Genomic DNA, 18597 nt, shown 5'->3' on the forward strand with positions numbered 1-18597 from the left:
AGGCAATCATGACGAATCAAGCGACTTACCGCGCGGCGGTAGTCAAGGCGCCTGGGCAACTGGAACTGGTCGAGCGGCCGATTCCCGCGCCGGCGCAGGGGCAGGTGCGCATTCGCGTCGAAGCCTGCGGCGTATGCCATTCCGACAGCGCAACCGTGGAGCGCGAAGCGCCTGACGGCGCGCCGCCGCGCGTACCGGGGCATGAAGTCGTCGGCCGAATCGACGCGCTCGGCGAAGGGGTGTCCGGCTGGCGGCTCGGCGAACGTGTCGGCGTAGGCTTTCTCGCCGGCGAAGATCGCACGTGCCCGTCGTGCCGGCACGGCGATGTCGTGAACTGCGAGAACCCGGTCATCACCGGGATGACGACGGACGGCGGCTATGCGGAAATCATGCTGGCCGAAGCTCGCGGGCTCGTGCGCGTGCCGGACGATCTCGACGCGGCCGAGGCTGCGCCGCTGTTGTGCGCGGGGCTCACCACGTTCAACGCGCTGCGCAATGCCGGCGCGCGGGCCGGCGACGTGGTCGCCATCCATGGCCTCGGCGGGCTCGGCCATCTCGCCGTGCAGTTCGCGAACAAGATGGGTTTTCACACCGTCGCGATCGCCCGCGGAGCCGACAAGGCCGCGCTTGCCGCGCAGCTCGGCGCGCATCGCTACATCGACGCGCGGACCGAGGACGTCGCCGCCGCGCTGCGCGCGCTTGGCGGCGCGAAGGTCGTGCTCGGCACGGCGCCGACCGGCTCGGGCATGGCCGACACCGTCGCCGGCCTGTCCGCGCGCGGCAAGCTGATCGTCGTTGCCGTGCCGGGCGAGCCGATCGCCGTGAATGCGGTCGATCTCGTGTTCGGCGGCCGCTCCGTGGTCGGCGCATTGACGGGAACGGTGACGGACAACGAAGAGACGCTCGCGTTCGCGCGGCTGCAGAACGTGCGGCCGATGATCGAAACGTTTCCGCTCGAGCAGGCGCAGGCGGCATACGACCGCATGATGCGCGCGGACGTCCGGTTCCGCGCGGTACTGACCATGAATTACGCACCCAACGGAGCTTCCGCATGAACGCAATCGCCCAGTCCATCCTCGACGCCCACGGCGGGCTCGCGCAGTGGCGCAAGTTTCGGCAGGTGCGCGCGCGCCTCGTACAAGGCGGTGCGCTGTGGGGCCTCAAAGGTCACGCCGGTGTGCTCGACGACACCACGGTCACCGTCGCGACGGATCGCCAATGGGCGTCGCATGCGCCGTTCGGTGCGCTGGCCGCGCGCAGCGAATTCACCGGCGAGCGCATTGCGCTGCTCGATTCGGCCGGACACGTGCTCGCGGCGCGCGAGCAGCCGCGCGGGTCGTTCGACGGGCATACGCTCGAGACGCCGTGGGACGAACTTCAACTGGCGTTTTTCGCCGGATGCGCGATGTGGACGTACCTGAACGCGCCGTTCGTGCTTGCATGGGACGGTGTGCATTGCGAAGAAGACGGCGTCTGGAACGAACAGGGCGAAGCATGGCGCCGGATTCGCGTTCACTACCCCGACACGCTCGAAGTGTTCAGCAAAGCGCAGACCATCTACGTCGGGCCGGACGGCCTCGTGCGCCGGCTCGACTACGACGTCGAAATCGCAGGCAACACGCCGGGCGCGCATTACGTCAGCGACTATGTGACCGTGTCGGGGATCCGCTTCCCGACGAAGCGGCGCATCTACCCGCGTGCAGCCGACGGGCAGGCCGTGCCGGAACCGCTCGTCGTCTCGATCGGCCTGCACGACATCGCGCTGAGCTGAGCGCGAACCACGGCGCGCCTCGCGCGCCCATCGAGGGAACTCATCATGACGCAATCTGCATCATCCGCCGCTCCGACCCGCTACGTCGATGCAGCCGGCGTGCGCTACGCGTATCGCCGCTTCGGCAACGAAAAGGGTAAGCGGCCGCTTCTGTGCCTTCAGCACTTCACCGGCACGCTGGACAACTGGGATCCGGCGATCGTCGACGTGCTGGCCCGCGATCGCGAAATCATCCTGTTCGACAACGCCGGCGTCGGCCGCTCCGGCGGACAGGTTCCGACGTCGATCGCGCACATGGCGCAGCACGTGCTGCACTTCGTCGACGCGCTGTCGATCGACCGGCTGCACATCCTCGGGTTTTCGCTCGGCGGCTTTCTCGCGCAGGACATTGCGATCGCGCGACCGGAGCTGGTCGAGCGGATGATCCTGTCCGGCACCGCGCCTGAAGGCGGCGAAGGCGCGGGGATGGACCGGCCGGAACTGCTCGCGATCTACCCGGACGGCGAGATGCCGATGAGCGAAAAGCTCAAGCGGCTGTTTTTCCCGGCAACGCCCGCGGGCCAGACGGCCGCCGCCGCATTCGTCGACCGCCTCGCCGCGCGCACCGCCGAGCCCGATTTGCCGGCCGGCCCCGAAGTCGCGTCCGCCCAGTTGCAGGCGATGATCGCGTGGGCGAACTGGAGCGGTGACGTGGCAGGCAAGCTGGGCCGGATCAAGCAGCCGGCCCTCGTCACCAACGGCAACGACGACCGCATGATCCCCACCGCGAACAGCTTCGTGCTCGCGCAGGGGTTGCCGAATGCGACGCTGATCGTCTATCCGGATTCAGGCCACGGCGCGCTGTTCCAGCATGCGAGTGCGTATGTCGCGCACGTCGCGGAATTCCTGCGCGGCGCGTGAACGCGTCGCCGACCCCTTCAAGGAGCCCATCATGAAAGCCATCGTATATGCAAAGGCCGGCGTACCGATCGACGATCCGACGTCGCTGTACGACACGGAGTTGCCCGTGCCGACACCTGGCCCGCGCGATCTGCTCGTGCGGATCGACGCGATTGCCGTCAACCCGGTTGATTCGAAGCTGCGGCTCGGCGTGCAGCCGAGCGGCCCGCGCGTTCTCGGCTGGGACGCGGCGGGAACGGTCGAGGCGGTCGGCGCCGACGTCGAGCTGTTCGCGCCGGGCGACAAGGTCTGGTATGCGGGCGACATCACGCGGCCCGGCAGCTACGCGGAATATGGTCTCGTCGACGAGCGGATTGCGAGCCGCCGCCCGACGACACTGGGCGCTGCCGACGCCGCGGCCCTGCCGTTGACTGCGATTACCGCGTGGGAACTGCTGTTCGACCGGCTGAAGATCGCCGAGCGCGGCGGCGCTGGGCAGAGCGTGCTGGTGATCGGCGCGGGCGGCGGCGTCGGGTCCATTCTCGTGCAACTCGCGCGCCGGCTGACCGAGCTGACGGTGATCGGCACGGCGTCGCGGCCGGCCACGCACGCGTGGGTCGCCGAGCTCGGCGCACACCACGTGATCGATCACGGCCAGCCGTTGCAACCGCAACTGAAGTCACTGAGCATCGACCACGTGGACCACGTGATCAGCCTCACGCATACCGACGCGTACTACGCGCAGATCGTCGACGTACTAAAGCCGCAGGGCCAGCTCGCGCTGATCGACGATCCGGACACGCTCGATGCGATGCCGCTCAAACGCAAGGCCATCTCGCTGCATTGGGAATTCATGTTCACGCGCTCGATGTTCCGCACGCCCGACATGGACCGTCAGCACGCGCTGCTCGCGCGCGTGGCGACGCTGATCGACGACGGCGTGCTCAAGAGCACCGTCGCCGAGCACCTCGGCAAGATCGACGCGGCGAACCTGCGACGCGCGCATGCGCTGCTGGAAGGCGGCCGCGCGAAGGGCAAGATCGTGCTCGAAGGCTTCTGAGCGCACACCGCCACCATTCCAACGGAATCACCATGACCACCATCACCACGCAAGACGGCACCCGGATTTTCTACAAGGACTGGGGCGTCGGTCGCCCGGTCGTGTTCTCGCACGGCTGGCCGCTGAACGCCGATGCATGGGACGCACAGATGCTGTTCCTCGTGCAGCACGGCTACCGCGTGATCGCGCACGACAGGCGCGGTCACGGCCGTTCGGGGCAACCGTTCGCCGGCAACGACATGAACACGTATGCAGACGATCTCGCGGCACTCCTCGACACGCTCGACGTGCGTGAGGCCACGCTGGTCGGCCATTCGACGGGCGGCGGCGAGGTCGCGCGTTACATCGGCCGTCACGGGACGAAACGAGTCGCGAAGGCCGTGCTGATCGGCGCCGTGCCGCCGATCATGCTGAAGACCGATGCGTATCCGGGCGGCTTGCCGCTGGACGTGTTCGACGGTATTCGACGCGGCGTGGCCGCGAACCGGTCCCAGTTCTATCGCGATCTCGCGGTGCCGTTCTTCGGCTTCAACCGGCCGGGCGCGACCGTGTCGGCGGGCACCGTCGACGCATTCTGGGCGCAGGGGATGACGGGCGGCGTCCACGGCCAGTACCAGTGCATCCGCGAATTCTCCGAAGTCGACTACACGGAGGATCTGAAGAAGATCGACGTGCCCACGCTGATCCTGCACGGCGACGACGACCAGATCGTGCCGATCGACAATGCAGGCCGGCTGTCCGCGCAGATCGTGAAGCACGCGACGCTGAAGGTGTATGAGCGTGCATCGCATGGCATGTGCGTCGTCGATGCCGATCGCGTCAATGCGGATCTGCTCGCCTTTTTGCAGTCGTGACGCGGGAACTTGCGCGACTCACACACTTCGAGCGGGACGAACGGAACCTGGAGAGCAGCATGGCAGACGTCAAACGGGTCGAATACCTGTTTCTGGGCGGCGGCAAGGGCGGGAAATCGCTTGCGATGGAGATGGCCCGGCAAGGCAAGCGCGTCGCGGTGATCGAGCGCGGGATGATCGGCGGCTCGTGCATCAACGTCGCGTGCATCCCGAGCAAGGCATTGATACACCGTGCGCGCGCGACGCATGCGTGGCGGGATGCGGCGCAACGGGAAGACGTGACGGCCGACATGACGGGCGTTTCCGCGTATGTCGCGTCGGTCGTGAACGGGATGGTCGACGTCAATCGCCGCGCATTCGAGCAGTCGGGTCTCGAACTCGTGATCGGGGCGGGGCGGTTCGTCGCGCCGCGCACCGTCGCGGTGCGCGGCGCCGACGGGGCCGAAACGATCTACGAGGGCGAGAATGTCTACATCAACACGGGTACGGTCGCGTCGATCCCGGACGTACCGGGGCTGCGCGATGCGCAGCCGCTCACGCACGTGGAGGCGTTGCGGCTGACGACGCTTCCCGGGCATCTGGTTGTCATCGGCGGCGGTTATATCGGGCTCGAGATGGCGCAGGCGTTTCGGCGGCTCGGCAGCGCGGTTACGCTCGTCAGCGATACGCCGCGCGTCGCGATGCGCGAAGACGAGGACGTCAGCACGGTCATCCAGCAGGCGCTGACCGACGACGGCATTCGCCTCGAACTCGCCGCGCGGCTCGTCGGCGTCGAAGGCAGAAGTGGCGAGCGCGTCACGGTGCGGCTGGCCGGCGGCCGTGCGATCGAAGGTTCGCACGTGCTCGTGGCAACCGGGCGCACGCCGCAGACGGCCGGCATCGGGCTCGAGCTCGCCGGCGTCGAGACGAACGAGCGCGGGTTCATCAAGGTCGACCACCGGCTCGCGACGACGGCGGAGCGCACGTGGGCGATCGGCGAAGTCGCGGGCACGCCGATGTTCACGCATGCGTCGTTCGACGACTACCGTGTGCTGAAAGCCGGTATCGAAGGCCGTCCGGCGAACACCGTGGAGCGCGTCATTCCTTATGCACTGTTCATCGACCCGGAACTCGGTCGAATCGGCTTGAACGAAACGGACGCGAATGCCCGACAGATCGACGTCGAGGTCGCGAAGCTGCCGATGGCTTCCGTGCCGCGGGCGCGCACCGACGGCAACACGCGCGGGTTCATGAAGGCGCTCGTGCATCCGGGCACCGGCGCGATTCTCGGGTTCACGATGGTCGGCACGGGCGCCGGCGATGTGACGACCGCGGTCCAGATGGCGATGCTCGGCGGCCTGCCGTACACGGCGGTGCGCGATGCGATCATCGGGCATCCGATTGTTTCGGAAGGACTGAACCTGCTGTTCGCGACGTTGCATTGACCGGGCGGCGGAGGGGGCACGCATTGTGCCCCCGGTTCGTCCGACCGGCGATGATCGAAGTGCCGCCATGTTGCCATGGCTGCCCTGCTCACTGCTCGACGCTTTCCGCGTCCGCCGTTTCGCCGAGGAAGCCACCGCTCTGGTGCGCCCACAGCGCCGCGTAAATGCCGCCCGCCTGCAGCAACTGCTGGTGCGTGCCTTCCTCGACGATGCGCCCTTCGTCGAGCACGATCAGCCGGTCCATCGCGGCGATCGTCGACAGCCGGTGCGCGATCGCGATCACCGTCTTGCCGCTCATCAGGGTGTCGAGGCTGCGCTGGATCGCGACCTCGACCTCGGAGTCGAGCGCGCTGGTCGCTTCGTCGAGCACGAGGATCGGCGCATCCTTGAGCATCACGCGCGCGATCGCGACGCGCTGCCGCTGGCCGCCCGACAGCTTCACGCCGCGCTCGCCGACTTCGACGTCGTAGCCGCTGCGGCCGTGGCGGTCGCGCAGCCGGCCGATGAACTCGGACGCTTCCGCGCGCACGGCCGCATCCTGCATCTCGCGCTCGGTCGCGTCGGGGCGGCCGTACAGCAGGTTCTCGCGCATCGTCCGGTGCAGCAGCGACGTATCCTGCGTGACCATCCCGATCGCGCCGCGCAGGCTGTCCTGCGTCACGTGCGCGATGTCCTGCCCGTCGATCCGGATCGCGCCGCCGCCCACGTCGTAGAAACGCAGCAGCAGGTTCACGAGCGTCGACTTGCCGGCGCCCGAGCGGCCGATCAGGCCGATCCGCTCGCCCGGGCGGATCGTCAGGTTCAATCCGTCGAATACCGCGCGATCGTTGTCCTCGTGCGCGAACTGCACGTTGTCGAACACGATTTCGCCGCGCCGCACCGTGAGCGGCTTCGCATCGGGCGCGTCGACCACGCTGCGCACCTTCGTCAGCGTGTTGATGCCGTCCTGGATCGTGCCGACGTTCTCGAACAGCTCGGTCATTTCCCACATGATCCAGTGCGAGTAGCTCGACAGGCGCAGCGCCATCGCGATCACGGCCGCGACGACGCCCGCGCTCGCCTCGCCGTGCATCCACAGGTACAGCGCGAGCCCGGCCGAGCCGATCAGCAGCAGCGTCGACAGCAGGTGATTGACGATCTCGAACGCGCTGACGAGCCGCATCTGCGCGTCGCCGGTCGCCTTGAACGCTTCCATCGCGCGCCGCGCGTGGTCGGCTTCGCGCCGCGTATGCGAGAACAGCTTCACGGTCGTGATGTTCGAATACGCGTCGGTGATGCGGCCCGTCATCAGCGCGCGCGCGTCGGCCTGCCGGCTGCCGACGGCGCCCAGACGCGGCACGAAATACGCGCATGCCGCGCCGTAGCCCAGCGCCCATAGCGCGAGCGGAATCATCAGCCGCCAGTCGAAGCTCGCGGCAAGCACGAGGATGCCGATCAGGTAGGCGGTGACGCCGATCACGACGTCGACCGACATGAACAGTGCGTCGCGCACCGCGAGCGCGGTCTGCATGATCTTGGTCGTCACGCGGCCCGCGAATTCGTTGGCGTAGAACGACAGGCTCTGGTCGAGCATCAGCCGGTGAAACAGCCAACGCAACCGCATCGGGAAGTTGATTGCGAGCACCTGGTGCTTGACCATCGTATGCAGCGCGATCAGCACCGCGCTGCCTGCGAGGATCGCCGCGAAACCGGCGAGCGTGCCGAAGTGGCGGCCGCCGAATTCGGCCGGTGTCGACGACGACAGCCAGTCGACCACGTGCCCCATCATCGCGAACAGCGCGGCTTCGTACGCGGCCAGCGCGGCCGACGTCAGCGCGATCAGCAGGATCCAGCCGCGCGCGCCTTTCGTGCACGCCCAGACGAACGAGAAGAATCCCTTCGGCGGCGTGACGGGATCTTCGAGCGGGAAAGTCGGCAGGCGCCGTTCAAACCACGAATACATCGACTTGTTCTCCTTGTGCGGCCCGACGCAGCGGGCGGGCCGGTGATGCCGGGGCCGGATGCGAGGCGGTCATCGTGTGTTCGCCCACTTCTCCAGCCGATGGGCGTTGTGCCGCGATCGCGGGGCCCGGCGTGAAGTGTCGCATCGATTCGACTGTGCTGCAGGCCGGTTGTAAGCCGGTCCGGCGGTACGACCGACTCTTCCGTACTTGCGTCTCGGGCTCCCTCCCGGGCAAGGTCATCCCGCGTCTTAAAAAAATCTCTTGACTATCTATCTATGAGTAGATAAAGTTCGACTCATGGAAACGAAACCGACCGTCCGCGAACAGATTCTCGACCACGCGATCACGCTGATGATGCAGCGCGGTTACAACGGCTTCAGCTATCGAGACCTGTCCGACCTGGTGGGCGTGAAGACGTCGAGCATCCACTACTACTTCCCGTCGAAGGACGATCTCGTGCTGGAAGCGGTGGCGGCGTACAGCGACGAAGTCCTCGCGGCCATGCGGACGATCGATCCGGCGTTGCCGGCCGACGTGAAGCTGAGCCTGTATACGAAGATGTTCGGCCGCACGCTCGGCGACGGCAACCTGATCTGCCTGTGCGGGATGCTCGCGGCCGACATCGAAACGCTGCCGGAGAACGTGCGGCAGGCCGTGCAGGCGTTCTTCACGGCCAACGAGCGCTGGCTCGCGGAATTGCTGAAGCAAGGCGCGAAGGAGGGCACGCTGCAGTTCAGCGGCGAGCCCGACACGGCGGCGCGCACGTTGTATGCGGCGTTTCAGGGCAGCGTGCTGGCCAGCCGGTTGTTTCACACGCGGGCGCGTCTCGAGGATGTCGAGGCCGTCTGGAAAACGCGGTCCTGACGGACGGCGCAAGGGGTCGGGCGGTTCGCCGCCTTTTATTGAATCTCGTTATCTATCATGTGGTAGATAGATGGTAGGCGCAGGTGGCGTGTCCGCCTGCATTTTTTGGGGATGATTATCTACCTATGAGTAGATAAGTTGATGCGAGACCGACGGAGAAGCCGCCGGCACGCGGTCCCCGGTTCGAAGGCTGTTTCATTCATTGGTGGAAAAAGGAGTCTGTCATGTCGATCGAAAAAGTGCTGTACCGCGCCCATGCAAAAGCCACCGGCGGCCGTGACGGCCGTGCGACGGTGCCCGAAAGCGGTCTGGACCTGAAGCTGACCACGCCGCGCGAACTCGGCGGCGCGGGCGGTGCGGGCGCGAACCCCGAGCAACTGTTCGCCGCCGGCTATAGCGCGTGCTTCATCGGCGCGATGAAGTTCGTCGCGGCGCGCGACAAGATCGCGATCCCCGCGGACGCCGCGATCGAAGGCAGCGTCGGCATCGGCGCGATCCCGAACGGCTTCGGCATCGAAGTCGAGCTGAAGATCTCGCTGCCGGGCCTCGATCGAGACATCGCGCAAACGCTGATCGACCGCGCGCACGTCGTCTGCCCGTACTCGAATGCGACGCGCGGCAACATCGACGTCACGCTCACGCTCGTCTGACCAATCGCACTGCGAACCACTCATCGCCATTCAAAGACCTGACCAGGGAGTTGCACCATGAAGATCGTCAAGCCGCTGTTGATCGCTGCCGCCGTGGCAGCCGCGCTGTCCACCGCACCTGCCGCGTTTGCCGCGGGCGCCGACGCCGTCGGTCCCGATGTGAAGACGAGCGCGTTCCTCGCTGCGCTGAACGGCCAGAAGGGCCCGGGCCTCGAAACGCTGAGCTCCGCGAAGGCGCGCCAGGTGCTGGTCGACGCGCAGAACGGCGTGAAGGTCGATCTGTCCGGCATCGACGTGTCGAACCGCACGATCGAGCAGGACGGCCTGTCGGTGCCGGTCACGATCGTGCGTCCGCAAGGCGTGACGGGCACGCCGCCGGTATTCGTGTTCATCCACGGCGGCGGCTGGGTGCTCGGCGATTTCCCGACGCATGAGCGGCTCGTGCGCGATCTCGTCGTGCAGTCGGGCGCCGTCGCGGTGTTCGTGAACTACACGCCATCGCCGGAAGCGCGTTACCCGGTCGCGATCAACCAGGCGTATGCGGCGACGAAATGGGTGGCCGCGCACGGCGCGGAGATCGGCGTCGACGGCAGCCGCCTCGCGGTGGTCGGCAACAGCGTCGGCGGCAACATGTCGGCCGTCGTCGCACTGATGGCGAAGGACAAGGGCGGCCCCGCGATCCGCTTCCAGGGGCTGATGTGGCCGGTCACGGACCACAACTTCAACACGGGTTCGTACAACGCGTATCAGCAGGGGCACTTCCTGACGCGGCCCCTGATGAAGTGGTTCTGGGATGCCTATACGAAGAACGAGGCGCAACGCAACGAGATCTACGCGTCGCCGCTGCGCGCGAGCATCGCGCAACTGAAGGGGTTGCCGCCCGCGCTGATCCAGGTCGCGCAGTTCGACGTGCTGCGTGACGAAGGCGAAGCATACGGCCGCAAGCTCGACGCGGCCGGCGTGGACGCGACGACCACGCGCTACGACGGCACGATTCACGATTTCGGTCTGCTGAATGCGCTGGCCGACGATGCGCCGACGAAGGCCGCGACGAAGGCGATGGCCAACGAAATCGCGACGCGGCTGAAGTAACGCGATCGGCGGTCGTTCGAACCTGAACGACGGAACGGCGGGCAGGTTGCCCGCCGTTTTTGCGTTTGGGCGTTTCGTTCATGCCCGGCAGTGTGTCGGGCAAAACGGTTGAAACGAATGAATGGCGATCGCACGAACGCGCCCGTGCCGCCGGCATTGTTGGTACGATCGCGCGTATCGTCCACGCCGGGGTCGCCAGCCGCCGGTTTATCGGCCGCGCAGCCGCCCGTTCGCGCGGCCACGTTCGGGAGAAGCGGTTCATGTTGCAGGCGTTCGCGGTCTTGCTGATCTTCCAGTGTCTCGGGGAAGGCGTGTCCTATCTGTTCGGCCTGCCGGTGCCGGGCCCGGTGATCGGCATGCTGCTGCTGTTCGGCTTCGTGATGCTGCGCCCGCAGGTCGCCGATGCGATCGAGCCGACCGCGCTCGAGCTGCTGCGTCACCTGTCGCTGCTGTTCGTGCCGGCCGGCGTCGGCATCATGGTGTCGGCCGACCGCGTGCGCGGCGACGCAGTCGCGGTCGTCGTCGCGCTGGCCGTCAGCACCACGCTCGCGATCGCGGTGACGGCGCTCGTCACGCGCGCGCTGCTGCGGCGCCAGCGCCGCGCGGGCGGCACCGCGGAGGGCGCGCAATGACGGCGTTCCCCAAGCTCGGCGCGATCTGGGTCTATCTCGCCGCGAGCCCGCTGCTCGGCCTGACCATCACGCTGGTCGCCTATCTGTTCGCGCAGGCCGTTTATGCGCGGGCGCGTTTCAATCCGCTGGCGAATCCGGTGCTGATCGCGGTCGCGGTGATCGTCGTGCTGCTGACGATCACGCATACGCCGTATCCGACGTATTTCGAAGGCGCGCAGTTCGTCCACTTCCTGCTCGGCCCGGCGACGGTCGCGCTCGCGTTGCCGCTGTACCGCCAGTGGTCGAAGCTGCGGCGCACCGCGTTGCCGCTGCTCGTCGGCCTGCTCGCGGGTTCGCTGACCGCGATCGTGTCGGCGGTCGGCATCGCCGCGCTGTTCGGCGCGTCCCATCAGACGATCGCGTCGCTCGCGCCGAAATCGGCGACGACGCCTATCGCGATGGCCGTCGCCTCCGAGATCGGCGGCATTCCGTCGCTCACGGCCGTGCTCGTGATTTCGACCGGCGTCTTCGGCGCGGTGTGCGCGCGCGGCATCCTCAATCTGCTGCGGGTCGACGAGCCGGCCGTGCGCGGCTTCGCGCTTGGCGTCGCGTCGCACGGGATCGGCACCGCGCGCGCGTTCCAGGTCAGCGAGGAAGCCGGCGCGTTCGCCGGGCTCGGGATGGGGCTGAACGGCGTGCTGACGGCGTTCGTCGTGCCGATCCTGCTGCCGGTGCTGTCGCGTTGGATCTGAGCGCCGGCCCACGCCGCCTGGGTATCGGTTTCCCTGATGGCGCGGATGGCACGCCGAAAGGACGGCATCCTCCGGCGTACATGTATCGTTGACGTTATCAGGACAATTCAGGAACGCACACGGACATTTGCGCGGCGATCGGCTAACGTTGCATCGGTGCCGTTGTCGCAAGCCGTCGCGTGCGCGCCGGTGTCCGACCCACACTCAACAATCGACAAGGAGATCGGTCATGAAGCAGTCTCGCGTGGTTTCGGTGGCAGTAGCAGTAGCGGCGTCGTTCGGTCTGTCGTTGACCGCCGCGCCGGCGGCATACGCGCAGGACCCGGCGTCCGCGCCGGCGCAGAAGCAGCTCGACAAGGCGCAGAAGAAGGCGGCGCGCAAGGCGGCCCGCGCGCGGCACGCGTCGGACCTGAAGGCGATCGGTACCGGCAGCGGCTACCGGTTGACCGGCGACCAGAGCAACTATCCGCAGAACGCCGTGCAGAAGGCGCCTGCGACGAAGGCGGCGCCGGCCGCGCCGGCGTCGGGACAGTAACGGTCGAAAGCGTTGCACAGCACGAACGGAGCCGGTTGAACCGGCGCCGTTCGTTCATGTGCGGAACTGCACAACTGCGGGGCAGCGAGGGGCGAGGCCCCCGCGTTACGACGCGAGCTTGCTCGCGAGTTCCGCGACGTGCTTGCCCTGGTAGCGCGCGATGTCGAGCTCGTTCGCGCTCGGCTGGCGGCTGCCGTCCGCGCCGGCGAGCGTGGTCGCGCCATACGGCGTGCCGCCGGTGATTTCGTTCATGTTGACGAGCCCGCTGCACGCATACGGCACACCGACGATCACCATCCCGTGATGCAGCAGCGTCGTGTGGAACGAGGTGATCGTCGTTTCCTGGCCGCCGTGCTGCGTGCCGGTCGACGCGAACACGCTGCCGATCTTGCCGACGAGCGCGCCTTTCATCCACAGGCCGCCGGTCTGGTCGAGGAACGTGCGCATCTGGCCGGCCATGTTGCCGAAGCGGGTCGGCGTGCCGAAGATGATCGCATCGTAGTCGGCGAGTTCGTCCACCGTGGCGACCGGTGCGGCCTGGTCGACCTTCACGCCGATCGCGCGGGCCTGGTCGACGGGGATCGTTTCCGGCACGCGCTTGAGCGTGACCTCGACGCCGGGCACCGATTTCGCACCCTCCGCGATGTGCTGCGCCATCGTTTCGACGTGCCCGTAGGACGAGTAGTAAAGAACGAGAACCTTGGCCATGTTGCGAATCTCCGATTAAAAAGGCCCCGCATTCAGCGGGGCCCGGTTTCCCGAACGGGCGTCACGCCCATTCGGCCGTCACTTCGACCGGACGCAGGTCGAACACCAGCACCTCGGCATCCTTACCGTCGGCGATCGTCAGCGCGTGTTCGCCACGGATGCGCGCGCCGTCGCCTTCGCCGAGCGTCACGCCGTTGACCGTCACGCTGCCGCGTGCCACGTGGACGTAAGCAAAACGGCTCGGATCAAGTTCCAGCGTAGTGCTTTCGTCGCCGTCGAACAGGCCCGCGTAAATCCGGGTGTCCTGCCGGATCTTCAGCGAACCGGCATCGCCGTTCGGCGACACGACGAGGGCGAGCTTGCCGCGCTTGTCTTCGGCCGCGACGTTCGTCTGCTGATAGCGCGGCTCGGCGCCCTTTTCGGCCGGCCCGACCCAGATCTGCAGGAAATGGACCGGCGTGTCCTGCGAGTGGTTGAACTCGCTATGGCGCACGCCCGTGCCCGCGCTCATCAACTGCACGTCGCCCGGCACGATCACCGAGCCGGTGCCCATCGAGTCCTTGTGTTCGAGCGCGCCGTCGAGCACGTACGACAGGATTTCCATGTCGCGGTGCGGGTGCGTGCCGAAGCCGCGGCCCGGGGCGACGCGGTCGTCGTTGATCACGAGCAGATCGGAGAAGCCGACTTGCTTCGGATCGTAGTAATTCGCGAACGAAAACGTATGACGGGAGCTGAGCCAGCCATGCTCCGCACGGCCACGTTGGTTTGCTGCACGGATATCGATCATGATTTCTTGTCCTTGAAGTCGCCGGACCTCGGAAGTGAGGCCGGCCGTTCGTTGAGATGAATCTTAGGTCAATCTATTTGACAAATAAATCGCTGTAGAGATAATGACTGTCGCAATGGAGTGGACAATATGGAAATCAACGACCTGAGGATCTTCGTCGCGACCGTGGACGCCGGCAGCTTCACGGCGGCGGCCGATCAGTTGATGCTGTCCAAGCAGTTCGTCAGCCGGCGCACGATGGCGCTGGAAGCGTCGCTGGGTGTCCGGCTGCTGCACCGCAATACCCGTAATCTGGCGGTGACCGAATCGGGGCAGGAGTTCTACGTGCGCGCGCAGCGCATCCTCGCGGAGATCGCCGACGCCGAGCAGGCGATGTCGGTACGTAGTACCGAGCTGCATGGTTCGCTGAAGATCAGTGCGCCGCTGTCGTTCGGGATCACGCACGTGTCGCCGCTGATCGCCGAATTCCTGTCCGCGCACCCGGCCGTGCGGTTGAACCTCGACCTCACCGACCGGCGCGTCGACCTGATCGGCGAGGGCTTCGATCTGGTGCTGCGGATCGGTTCGCTCGAGGATTCCACGTTGATCGCGCGTCCGCTCGGCGCGTGGCGGATGATCGCGTGCGCGAGCCCTGCCTACCTGAAGCGGCACGGCACGCCGCAGACGCCGGCCGATCTCGCCGGCCACACCTGTGTGCTGTACGGGCGCGAGCGGCGGATCGGCTGGGAATTCCGCGTCGACGGTGCGGTGCGGACGTTCGACGTGCAGGGGCCGCTCGTCGCGAACAACGGCGAAGTGGTGCGCGACGCCGCGATCGCGGGGCTAGGCATCGCGCTGCTGCCGCACTTCATCGTCGGCGCGGCGCTCGACGGCGGCGCGCTCGTGCCGGTGCTCGACGCGTACGTGCCGCCGCCGATCACGCTCAACGCGGTGTTTCCGCAGCACCGGGAAGGGTTCGTGACGCTGCGCACGTTCATCGGGTTTCTCGCGGAGCGGCTCGGGGAACCGGCGCCCACGGGTGTGAATGGGGCGGGCCGGGTACGGTAGCCGGCCGCTTTGCGGTGAATGGGGTGATTAATCTCCGCACATTTTGCGGGGATTGTTGAGTCGCGCGGTGAATGAGCGGATAATCTCCGCATGATGAGCGGAGATTACACCTTTATCTGGGAAGCGGCCGACTGGCCGGCATGGCGTTTCGACCTCCCGGTCCTCGCCACGCCGCTCGCCGACGTCAGCCGTGCGCAAGGCATGCTGGCCGGGCGGCTGGCGGATGTCGGGCTGGCGCTGCGCGACGAGGCGAGCCTGGCCGCGCTGACGGACGACGTCGTGAAGACCAGCGCGATCGAGGGCGAGAACTTGAATGTCGCATCGGTCCGGTCGTCGATCGCGCGCCGGCTCGGCGTCGATATCGGCGCGCTGGCGCCGGTCGATCGCCACGTCGAGGGTGTCGTCGACATGGTGCTGGATGCGACGACCCATTCGGCGGCGCCGGTCACCGAAGCGCGGCTGTTCGGGTGGCATGCCGCGCTGTTTCCGACCGGCTACTCGGGGCTGTCGCGCATCACGGTCGGCGGCTGGCGCACGGATGCGAGCGGGCCGATGCAGGTGGTTTCCGGTCCGATCGGCCGGCAGCGCGTGCATTTCGAGGCGCCGCCGGCCGCGCGCCTGCCCGACGAGATCGGGCGTTTTCTCGCGTGGCTCAACGCGCCGCCGGCCGAACCGTTGCTGATCCGGGCCGGGCTCGCCCATCTGTGGTTCGTCACGCTCCACCCGTTCGACGACGGCAACGGTCGTATCGCACGCGCGCTCGGCGATCTGGTGCTGGCGCGCGCGGACCGAAGCCCGCAGCGTTTCTACAGCCTGTCCGCGCAGATCCAGCGCGAGCGCAACGCGTATTACGACGTGCTGGAGCGCACGCAGCGCGGCTCGCTCGACGTCACGGAGTGGCTCGCGTGGTTTCTGAATACGCTGGGCCGGGCCATCGATCATGCGCACACGACGCTCGATGCGGTGCTGATCAAGGCGCGTTTCTGGCAGCGGTGCGCGGGCGTCGCGATGAACGAACGCCAGGTCAAGGTCATGAATCGCCTGCTCGACGGCTTCGAAGGCAAGCTGACGACCACCAAGTGGGCGGCCCTCGCGAAATGCTCGCAGGACACGGCGTTGCGCGACATCACGGAGCTCGTCGAGCAAGGCATGCTGCGTCGCTCGGCGTCCGGCGGCCGGAGCACGAGTTACGAGCTGGTGCCGTTCGACGGGTGATGTCGTCGCCGGCTCCGAAGACGAGCCACACGTGGCACGACAGGCTCGACAAGACGCTGCCGATCGACGTGATGCAGTCAGCCGGCGCTGCCCGGCTATTTCCTGCGTGCCGCGCGCGCCTGCGTCTGCGCCGGCGGCGCGGCGGATTCCCGTATGCGTAACTCGGGCTGAACGGCATGGCCGGGCCCCGTGGCGCCGTTCTCGAGCGCGTCGAGCAACGCGTGCGCGGCCTGGCGCCCGATCGCGTCGGTATCGACCCACATCGTCGTCAGCGGCGGCTGGATCTCGCGCGCGAGCGCGACGTCGTCGAACCCGGTGATCGACAACTGCGCGGGCACGTCGATGCCGAGCGCCTGCGCTTCGAGCAACGCGCCGAGCGCGAGCGCGTCGTTGCCGCAGATCACGGCGGTCGGCCGCGTCGCCGCATCGCTGCCGGCAATCGCGCGCAGGCTGGCCCGCCCGAACGCGATCGTGGCCGCGCCTTCGTGCTGATGCACGGGGCGCACCGCGAGCCCGTGCGCGGCCAGCGTTTCGTGAATGCCGCGCAGGCGGGCCTGGACACGGTCGTTGTCAGTCGACGGCTGCATGATGATCGCGAAATCGCGGTGACCGAGGTCGAGCAGGTGCGTGGTGAGCCGTGCGAACGCCGCGCGGTTGTCGAAGCCGATGCAGCAGTGCGGGCTGTCGTCGCGGTACGCGTACGTGACGACGTAAGGCACGCGATGCATCGCAAGGAGTTCGAACAGTTCGGGCGGATACGCTTCGCCGACCAGCGACACCGCTTCCACGCCGCGCGACAGCATCGCGCGCACTTGCGCGAGCGCCTGCGCGGGGTCGTAGTTCGAGCAGCCGAGGAACAGCGTGATGCCGTGCTCGGCCATGATCGTCTGCATGCCGGCGACCTGCGACGCGAACACCTGGTCGTCGAGGGTCGGAATGATCGCGCCGGTGATGTGGGTGCGCGTGGACGCCAGCGCGCGGCCGGCCGCATTCGGAATCCAGTTCAGCGCGAGCGCCGCGTCGCGCACGCGTTGCTGCACGTCGGCCGACACCTTGCCGGGGTCGTTGTACACGCGCGAGACGGTCGCGGTCGACACGCCGGCCAGTTTCGCGACGTCGCCGAGCACCGAGCGGCCGCTGCCGCGGCGTGCCCGCGATGCGCCGCCGCGGGGCGGGGGCGTGCTCATCGGCGGTCTCCCGGCGGGGTAGGCCGGCCTGCGCCGTGCGTTGCCAGTCGCGTCATTGTTTACCCTCGATTCATGGTGGCCGCGCTTGCATCCTCATTCGATCCTGTGAGAATGTAAGCGCTATCTTGATGCTGTTCCGTATTATGTTAGACATGGATTTCACCCGCACCGCGAAATTTTCAGAGAGGACGGCCTTTCCGGCCATTTTGTCGATCTCGAATGTAAGCGGTTACATTCAAACATGAGCAATCTCACCTCACCGCGTATCGCTGTCGTCGGCAGCGTCAACATCGACCTCGTCACGCGGGCGCCGCGTCTGCCGGTGCCGGGCGAAACGCTGCTCGGCACGACGTTCGAGACCGTTCACGGCGGCAAGGGCGCGAACCAGGCGGTCGCGGCCGCGCGCCTCGGTGCATCGGTCGCGATGATCGGCTGCGTCGGCGACGACGCGTTCGGCACGCGCCTGCACGGCGCGCTGGCGGCCGAGCGCATCGACGTGACGCACCTGCACCGGATCGCGGGCACGGCAACCGGCGTGGCCACGATCACGGTCGACGACGGCGGCGCGAACAGCATCGTCGTCGTGCCCGGCGCGAATGCATGCGTCGATGCCGAGCGGATCGACGCGGCGCGCGACGCGATCGCCGCAGCCGCGCTGCTCGTGTGCCAGCTCGAAGTGCCGGTTGCCAGCGTGGCGCGTGCGATGGCATGCGCAAGCGCCCACCACACGCCGGTGCTGCTCAACCCGGCGCCCGCGCAACCGCTTTTCGATGCGTTGCTGGCGCGGGTCGACTATCTCGTCGTCAACGAAACCGAGGCCGAGTCGCTGACCGGCATCACCGTTGGCGACGACGCATCGGCCGCGCGCGCCGCCGATGCGCTGTGCGCGAGGGGCGTCGGCAACGTGCTGGTCACGCTTGGCGCGCGCGGCGTGTGCTGGCGCGGCAGCGCAGGGAGCGGCCGCCATCGTGCGATGGCGGTGGCGGCCGTCGATACGACCGCGGCCGGCGACACGTTCGTCGGCGGGTTCGCGGTCGCGCGGGCCGGCGGCGCGTCGATGGCCGACGCGATCGGCTTCGGCCAGCGTGCGGCGGCGATCAGCGTCACGCGCCATGGCGCGCAGACGTCGATTCCGACGCGCGACGAAGTCAACCATATGGATACCTGAATTCCGCATGCGACGGAACGGCCGCACCCGGCCCCTACCAGTGACATGGA

General features: G+C 67.4%; 19 protein-coding genes. 15 read left to right on the forward strand and 4 right to left on the reverse strand.

Going from position 1 to position 18597, the window contains the following annotated elements:
- Positions 1-8: 8 nt before the first annotated feature.
- From HWX07_RS05690 to HWX07_RS05715, 6 genes are read left to right on the forward strand one after another with little or no spacing between them, the layout of a single operon-like run.
- Positions 9-1055, forward strand: a complete 1047-nt coding sequence (locus HWX07_RS05690; RefSeq protein ID WP_175875554.1) for an alcohol dehydrogenase — start codon at positions 9-11, stop codon at positions 1053-1055.
- The gene (locus HWX07_RS05695; protein WP_175875555.1) at positions 1052-1771 is read left to right on the forward strand and encodes a hypothetical protein; all 720 of its coding nucleotides are present in this window, start codon (positions 1052-1054) and stop codon (positions 1769-1771) included. The genes HWX07_RS05690 and HWX07_RS05695 overlap by 4 nt, the downstream gene beginning before the upstream one ends.
- Before the next feature lie 45 nt (positions 1772-1816).
- Positions 1817-2671, forward strand: coding sequence for an alpha/beta hydrolase (locus HWX07_RS05700; protein ID WP_175875556.1), 855 nt, complete (start codon positions 1817-1819; stop codon positions 2669-2671).
- 31 nt (positions 2672-2702) lie between these two features.
- A complete protein-coding gene (locus HWX07_RS05705; RefSeq protein ID WP_175875557.1) occupies positions 2703-3710 on the forward strand; it encodes a zinc-binding alcohol dehydrogenase family protein in 1008 nt (335 codons plus the stop codon).
- A gap of 32 nt (positions 3711-3742) precedes the next feature.
- Positions 3743-4564, forward strand: a complete 822-nt coding sequence (locus tag HWX07_RS05710) for an alpha/beta hydrolase (protein WP_175875558.1) — start codon at positions 3743-3745, stop codon at positions 4562-4564.
- A gap of 59 nt (positions 4565-4623) precedes the next feature.
- Positions 4624-5988 carry an FAD-dependent oxidoreductase gene (locus HWX07_RS05715; RefSeq protein WP_175875559.1) on the forward strand — a complete coding sequence of 455 codons (1365 nt, stop codon included), beginning with the start codon at positions 4624-4626 and terminating at the stop codon, positions 5986-5988.
- An 88-nt stretch (positions 5989-6076) separates the two neighbouring features.
- On the opposite strand, the gene HWX07_RS05720 is transcribed toward HWX07_RS05715, so the two are convergent.
- The gene (locus tag HWX07_RS05720; RefSeq protein WP_175875560.1) at positions 6077-7930 is read right to left on the reverse strand and encodes an ABC transporter ATP-binding protein; all 1854 of its coding nucleotides are present in this window, start codon (positions 7928-7930) and stop codon (positions 6077-6079) included.
- A 298-nt stretch (positions 7931-8228) separates the two neighbouring features.
- Between HWX07_RS05720 and HWX07_RS05725 the strand changes: the two genes are divergently transcribed.
- The 6 genes from HWX07_RS05725 (at position 8229) to HWX07_RS05750 (ending at position 12435) form a co-directional block, all read left to right on the forward strand.
- The gene (locus tag HWX07_RS05725) at positions 8229-8795 is read left to right on the forward strand and encodes a TetR/AcrR family transcriptional regulator (protein WP_027808131.1); all 567 of its coding nucleotides are present in this window, start codon (positions 8229-8231) and stop codon (positions 8793-8795) included.
- A 224-nt stretch (positions 8796-9019) separates the two neighbouring features.
- Positions 9020-9445: an organic hydroperoxide resistance protein gene (locus HWX07_RS05730; RefSeq protein ID WP_006481042.1), complete on the forward strand. Its 426-nt coding sequence runs from the start codon at positions 9020-9022 to the stop codon at positions 9443-9445.
- A 57-nt stretch (positions 9446-9502) separates the two neighbouring features.
- The gene (locus HWX07_RS05735; RefSeq protein WP_175875561.1) at positions 9503-10537 is read left to right on the forward strand and encodes an alpha/beta hydrolase; all 1035 of its coding nucleotides are present in this window, start codon (positions 9503-9505) and stop codon (positions 10535-10537) included.
- A 260-nt stretch (positions 10538-10797) separates the two neighbouring features.
- Positions 10798-11169, forward strand: a complete 372-nt coding sequence (locus tag HWX07_RS05740; protein ID WP_011549311.1) for a CidA/LrgA family protein — start codon at positions 10798-10800, stop codon at positions 11167-11169.
- Positions 11166-11900, forward strand: a complete 735-nt coding sequence (locus tag HWX07_RS05745; RefSeq protein ID WP_175875562.1) for an LrgB family protein — start codon at positions 11166-11168, stop codon at positions 11898-11900. Before HWX07_RS05740 ends, HWX07_RS05745 begins: the two co-directional genes overlap by 4 nt.
- A gap of 229 nt (positions 11901-12129) precedes the next feature.
- Entirely contained in the window at positions 12130-12435 is a 306-nt protein-coding gene (locus tag HWX07_RS05750) for a hypothetical protein (RefSeq protein ID WP_011549310.1), read from the forward strand.
- Positions 12436-12540: 105 nt separating this feature from the next.
- Here HWX07_RS05750 and wrbA read toward each other — a convergent pair whose 3' ends face one another.
- Positions 12541-13143 carry an NAD(P)H:quinone oxidoreductase gene (wrbA, locus tag HWX07_RS05755; RefSeq protein WP_089471615.1) on the reverse strand — a complete coding sequence of 201 codons (603 nt, stop codon included), beginning with the start codon at positions 13141-13143 and terminating at the stop codon, positions 12541-12543.
- A gap of 61 nt (positions 13144-13204) precedes the next feature.
- On the reverse strand, positions 13205-13930 hold the full coding sequence (locus HWX07_RS05760) for a pirin family protein (protein WP_126364448.1): 726 nt from the start codon (positions 13928-13930) through the stop codon (positions 13205-13207).
- 129 nt (positions 13931-14059) lie between these two features.
- Between HWX07_RS05760 and HWX07_RS05765 the strand changes: the two genes are divergently transcribed.
- Positions 14060-14977, forward strand: coding sequence for a LysR family transcriptional regulator (locus HWX07_RS05765; protein ID WP_175875563.1), 918 nt, complete (start codon positions 14060-14062; stop codon positions 14975-14977).
- Positions 14978-15067: 90 nt separating this feature from the next.
- A complete protein-coding gene (locus HWX07_RS05770; RefSeq protein ID WP_175875564.1) occupies positions 15068-16192 on the forward strand; it encodes a Fic family protein in 1125 nt (374 codons plus the stop codon).
- Positions 16193-16287: 95 nt separating this feature from the next.
- Here HWX07_RS05770 and HWX07_RS05775 read toward each other — a convergent pair whose 3' ends face one another.
- Positions 16288-17379 carry a LacI family DNA-binding transcriptional regulator gene (locus tag HWX07_RS05775; RefSeq protein WP_175875565.1) on the reverse strand — a complete coding sequence of 364 codons (1092 nt, stop codon included), beginning with the start codon at positions 17377-17379 and terminating at the stop codon, positions 16288-16290.
- 241 nt (positions 17380-17620) lie between these two features.
- On the opposite strand from HWX07_RS05775, the gene rbsK reads away from it, so the two are divergent.
- The gene (rbsK, locus tag HWX07_RS05780; protein WP_175875566.1) at positions 17621-18547 is read left to right on the forward strand and encodes a ribokinase; all 927 of its coding nucleotides are present in this window, start codon (positions 17621-17623) and stop codon (positions 18545-18547) included.
- The last annotated feature ends 50 nt before the right edge of the window (positions 18548-18597 follow it).

The organism is Burkholderia sp. BCC0097, from assembly GCF_902832985.1.
Lineage (GTDB): Bacteria > Pseudomonadota > Gammaproteobacteria > Burkholderiales > Burkholderiaceae > Burkholderia > Burkholderia orbicola.

Coding starts and splice junctions, on each gene's coding strand:
- HWX07_RS05690 (WP_175875554.1), top strand. CDS start 9: ATGACGAATCAAGCGACTTACCGCGCGGCGGTAGTCAAGGCGCCTGGG.
- HWX07_RS05695 (WP_175875555.1), top strand. CDS start 1,052: ATGAACGCAATCGCCCAGTCCATCCTCGACGCCCACGGCGGGCTCGCG.
- HWX07_RS05700 (WP_175875556.1), top strand. CDS start 1,817: ATGACGCAATCTGCATCATCCGCCGCTCCGACCCGCTACGTCGATGCA.
- HWX07_RS05705 (WP_175875557.1), top strand. CDS start 2,703: ATGAAAGCCATCGTATATGCAAAGGCCGGCGTACCGATCGACGATCCG.
- HWX07_RS05710 (WP_175875558.1), top strand. CDS start 3,743: ATGACCACCATCACCACGCAAGACGGCACCCGGATTTTCTACAAGGAC.
- HWX07_RS05715 (WP_175875559.1), top strand. CDS start 4,624: ATGGCAGACGTCAAACGGGTCGAATACCTGTTTCTGGGCGGCGGCAAG.
- HWX07_RS05720 (WP_175875560.1), bottom strand. CDS start 7,930: ATGTATTCGTGGTTTGAACGGCGCCTGCCGACTTTCCCGCTCGAAGAT.
- HWX07_RS05725 (WP_027808131.1), top strand. CDS start 8,229: ATGGAAACGAAACCGACCGTCCGCGAACAGATTCTCGACCACGCGATC.
- HWX07_RS05730 (WP_006481042.1), top strand. CDS start 9,020: ATGTCGATCGAAAAAGTGCTGTACCGCGCCCATGCAAAAGCCACCGGC.
- HWX07_RS05735 (WP_175875561.1), top strand. CDS start 9,503: ATGAAGATCGTCAAGCCGCTGTTGATCGCTGCCGCCGTGGCAGCCGCG.
- HWX07_RS05740 (WP_011549311.1), top strand. CDS start 10,798: ATGTTGCAGGCGTTCGCGGTCTTGCTGATCTTCCAGTGTCTCGGGGAA.
- HWX07_RS05745 (WP_175875562.1), top strand. CDS start 11,166: ATGACGGCGTTCCCCAAGCTCGGCGCGATCTGGGTCTATCTCGCCGCG.
- HWX07_RS05750 (WP_011549310.1), top strand. CDS start 12,130: ATGAAGCAGTCTCGCGTGGTTTCGGTGGCAGTAGCAGTAGCGGCGTCG.
- wrbA (WP_089471615.1), bottom strand. CDS start 13,143: ATGGCCAAGGTTCTCGTTCTTTACTACTCGTCCTACGGGCACGTCGAA.
- HWX07_RS05760 (WP_126364448.1), bottom strand. CDS start 13,930: ATGATCGATATCCGTGCAGCAAACCAACGTGGCCGTGCGGAGCATGGC.
- HWX07_RS05765 (WP_175875563.1), top strand. CDS start 14,060: ATGGAAATCAACGACCTGAGGATCTTCGTCGCGACCGTGGACGCCGGC.
- HWX07_RS05770 (WP_175875564.1), top strand. CDS start 15,068: ATGATGAGCGGAGATTACACCTTTATCTGGGAAGCGGCCGACTGGCCG.
- HWX07_RS05775 (WP_175875565.1), bottom strand. CDS start 17,379: ATGAGCACGCCCCCGCCCCGCGGCGGCGCATCGCGGGCACGCCGCGGC.
- rbsK (WP_175875566.1), top strand. CDS start 17,621: ATGAGCAATCTCACCTCACCGCGTATCGCTGTCGTCGGCAGCGTCAAC.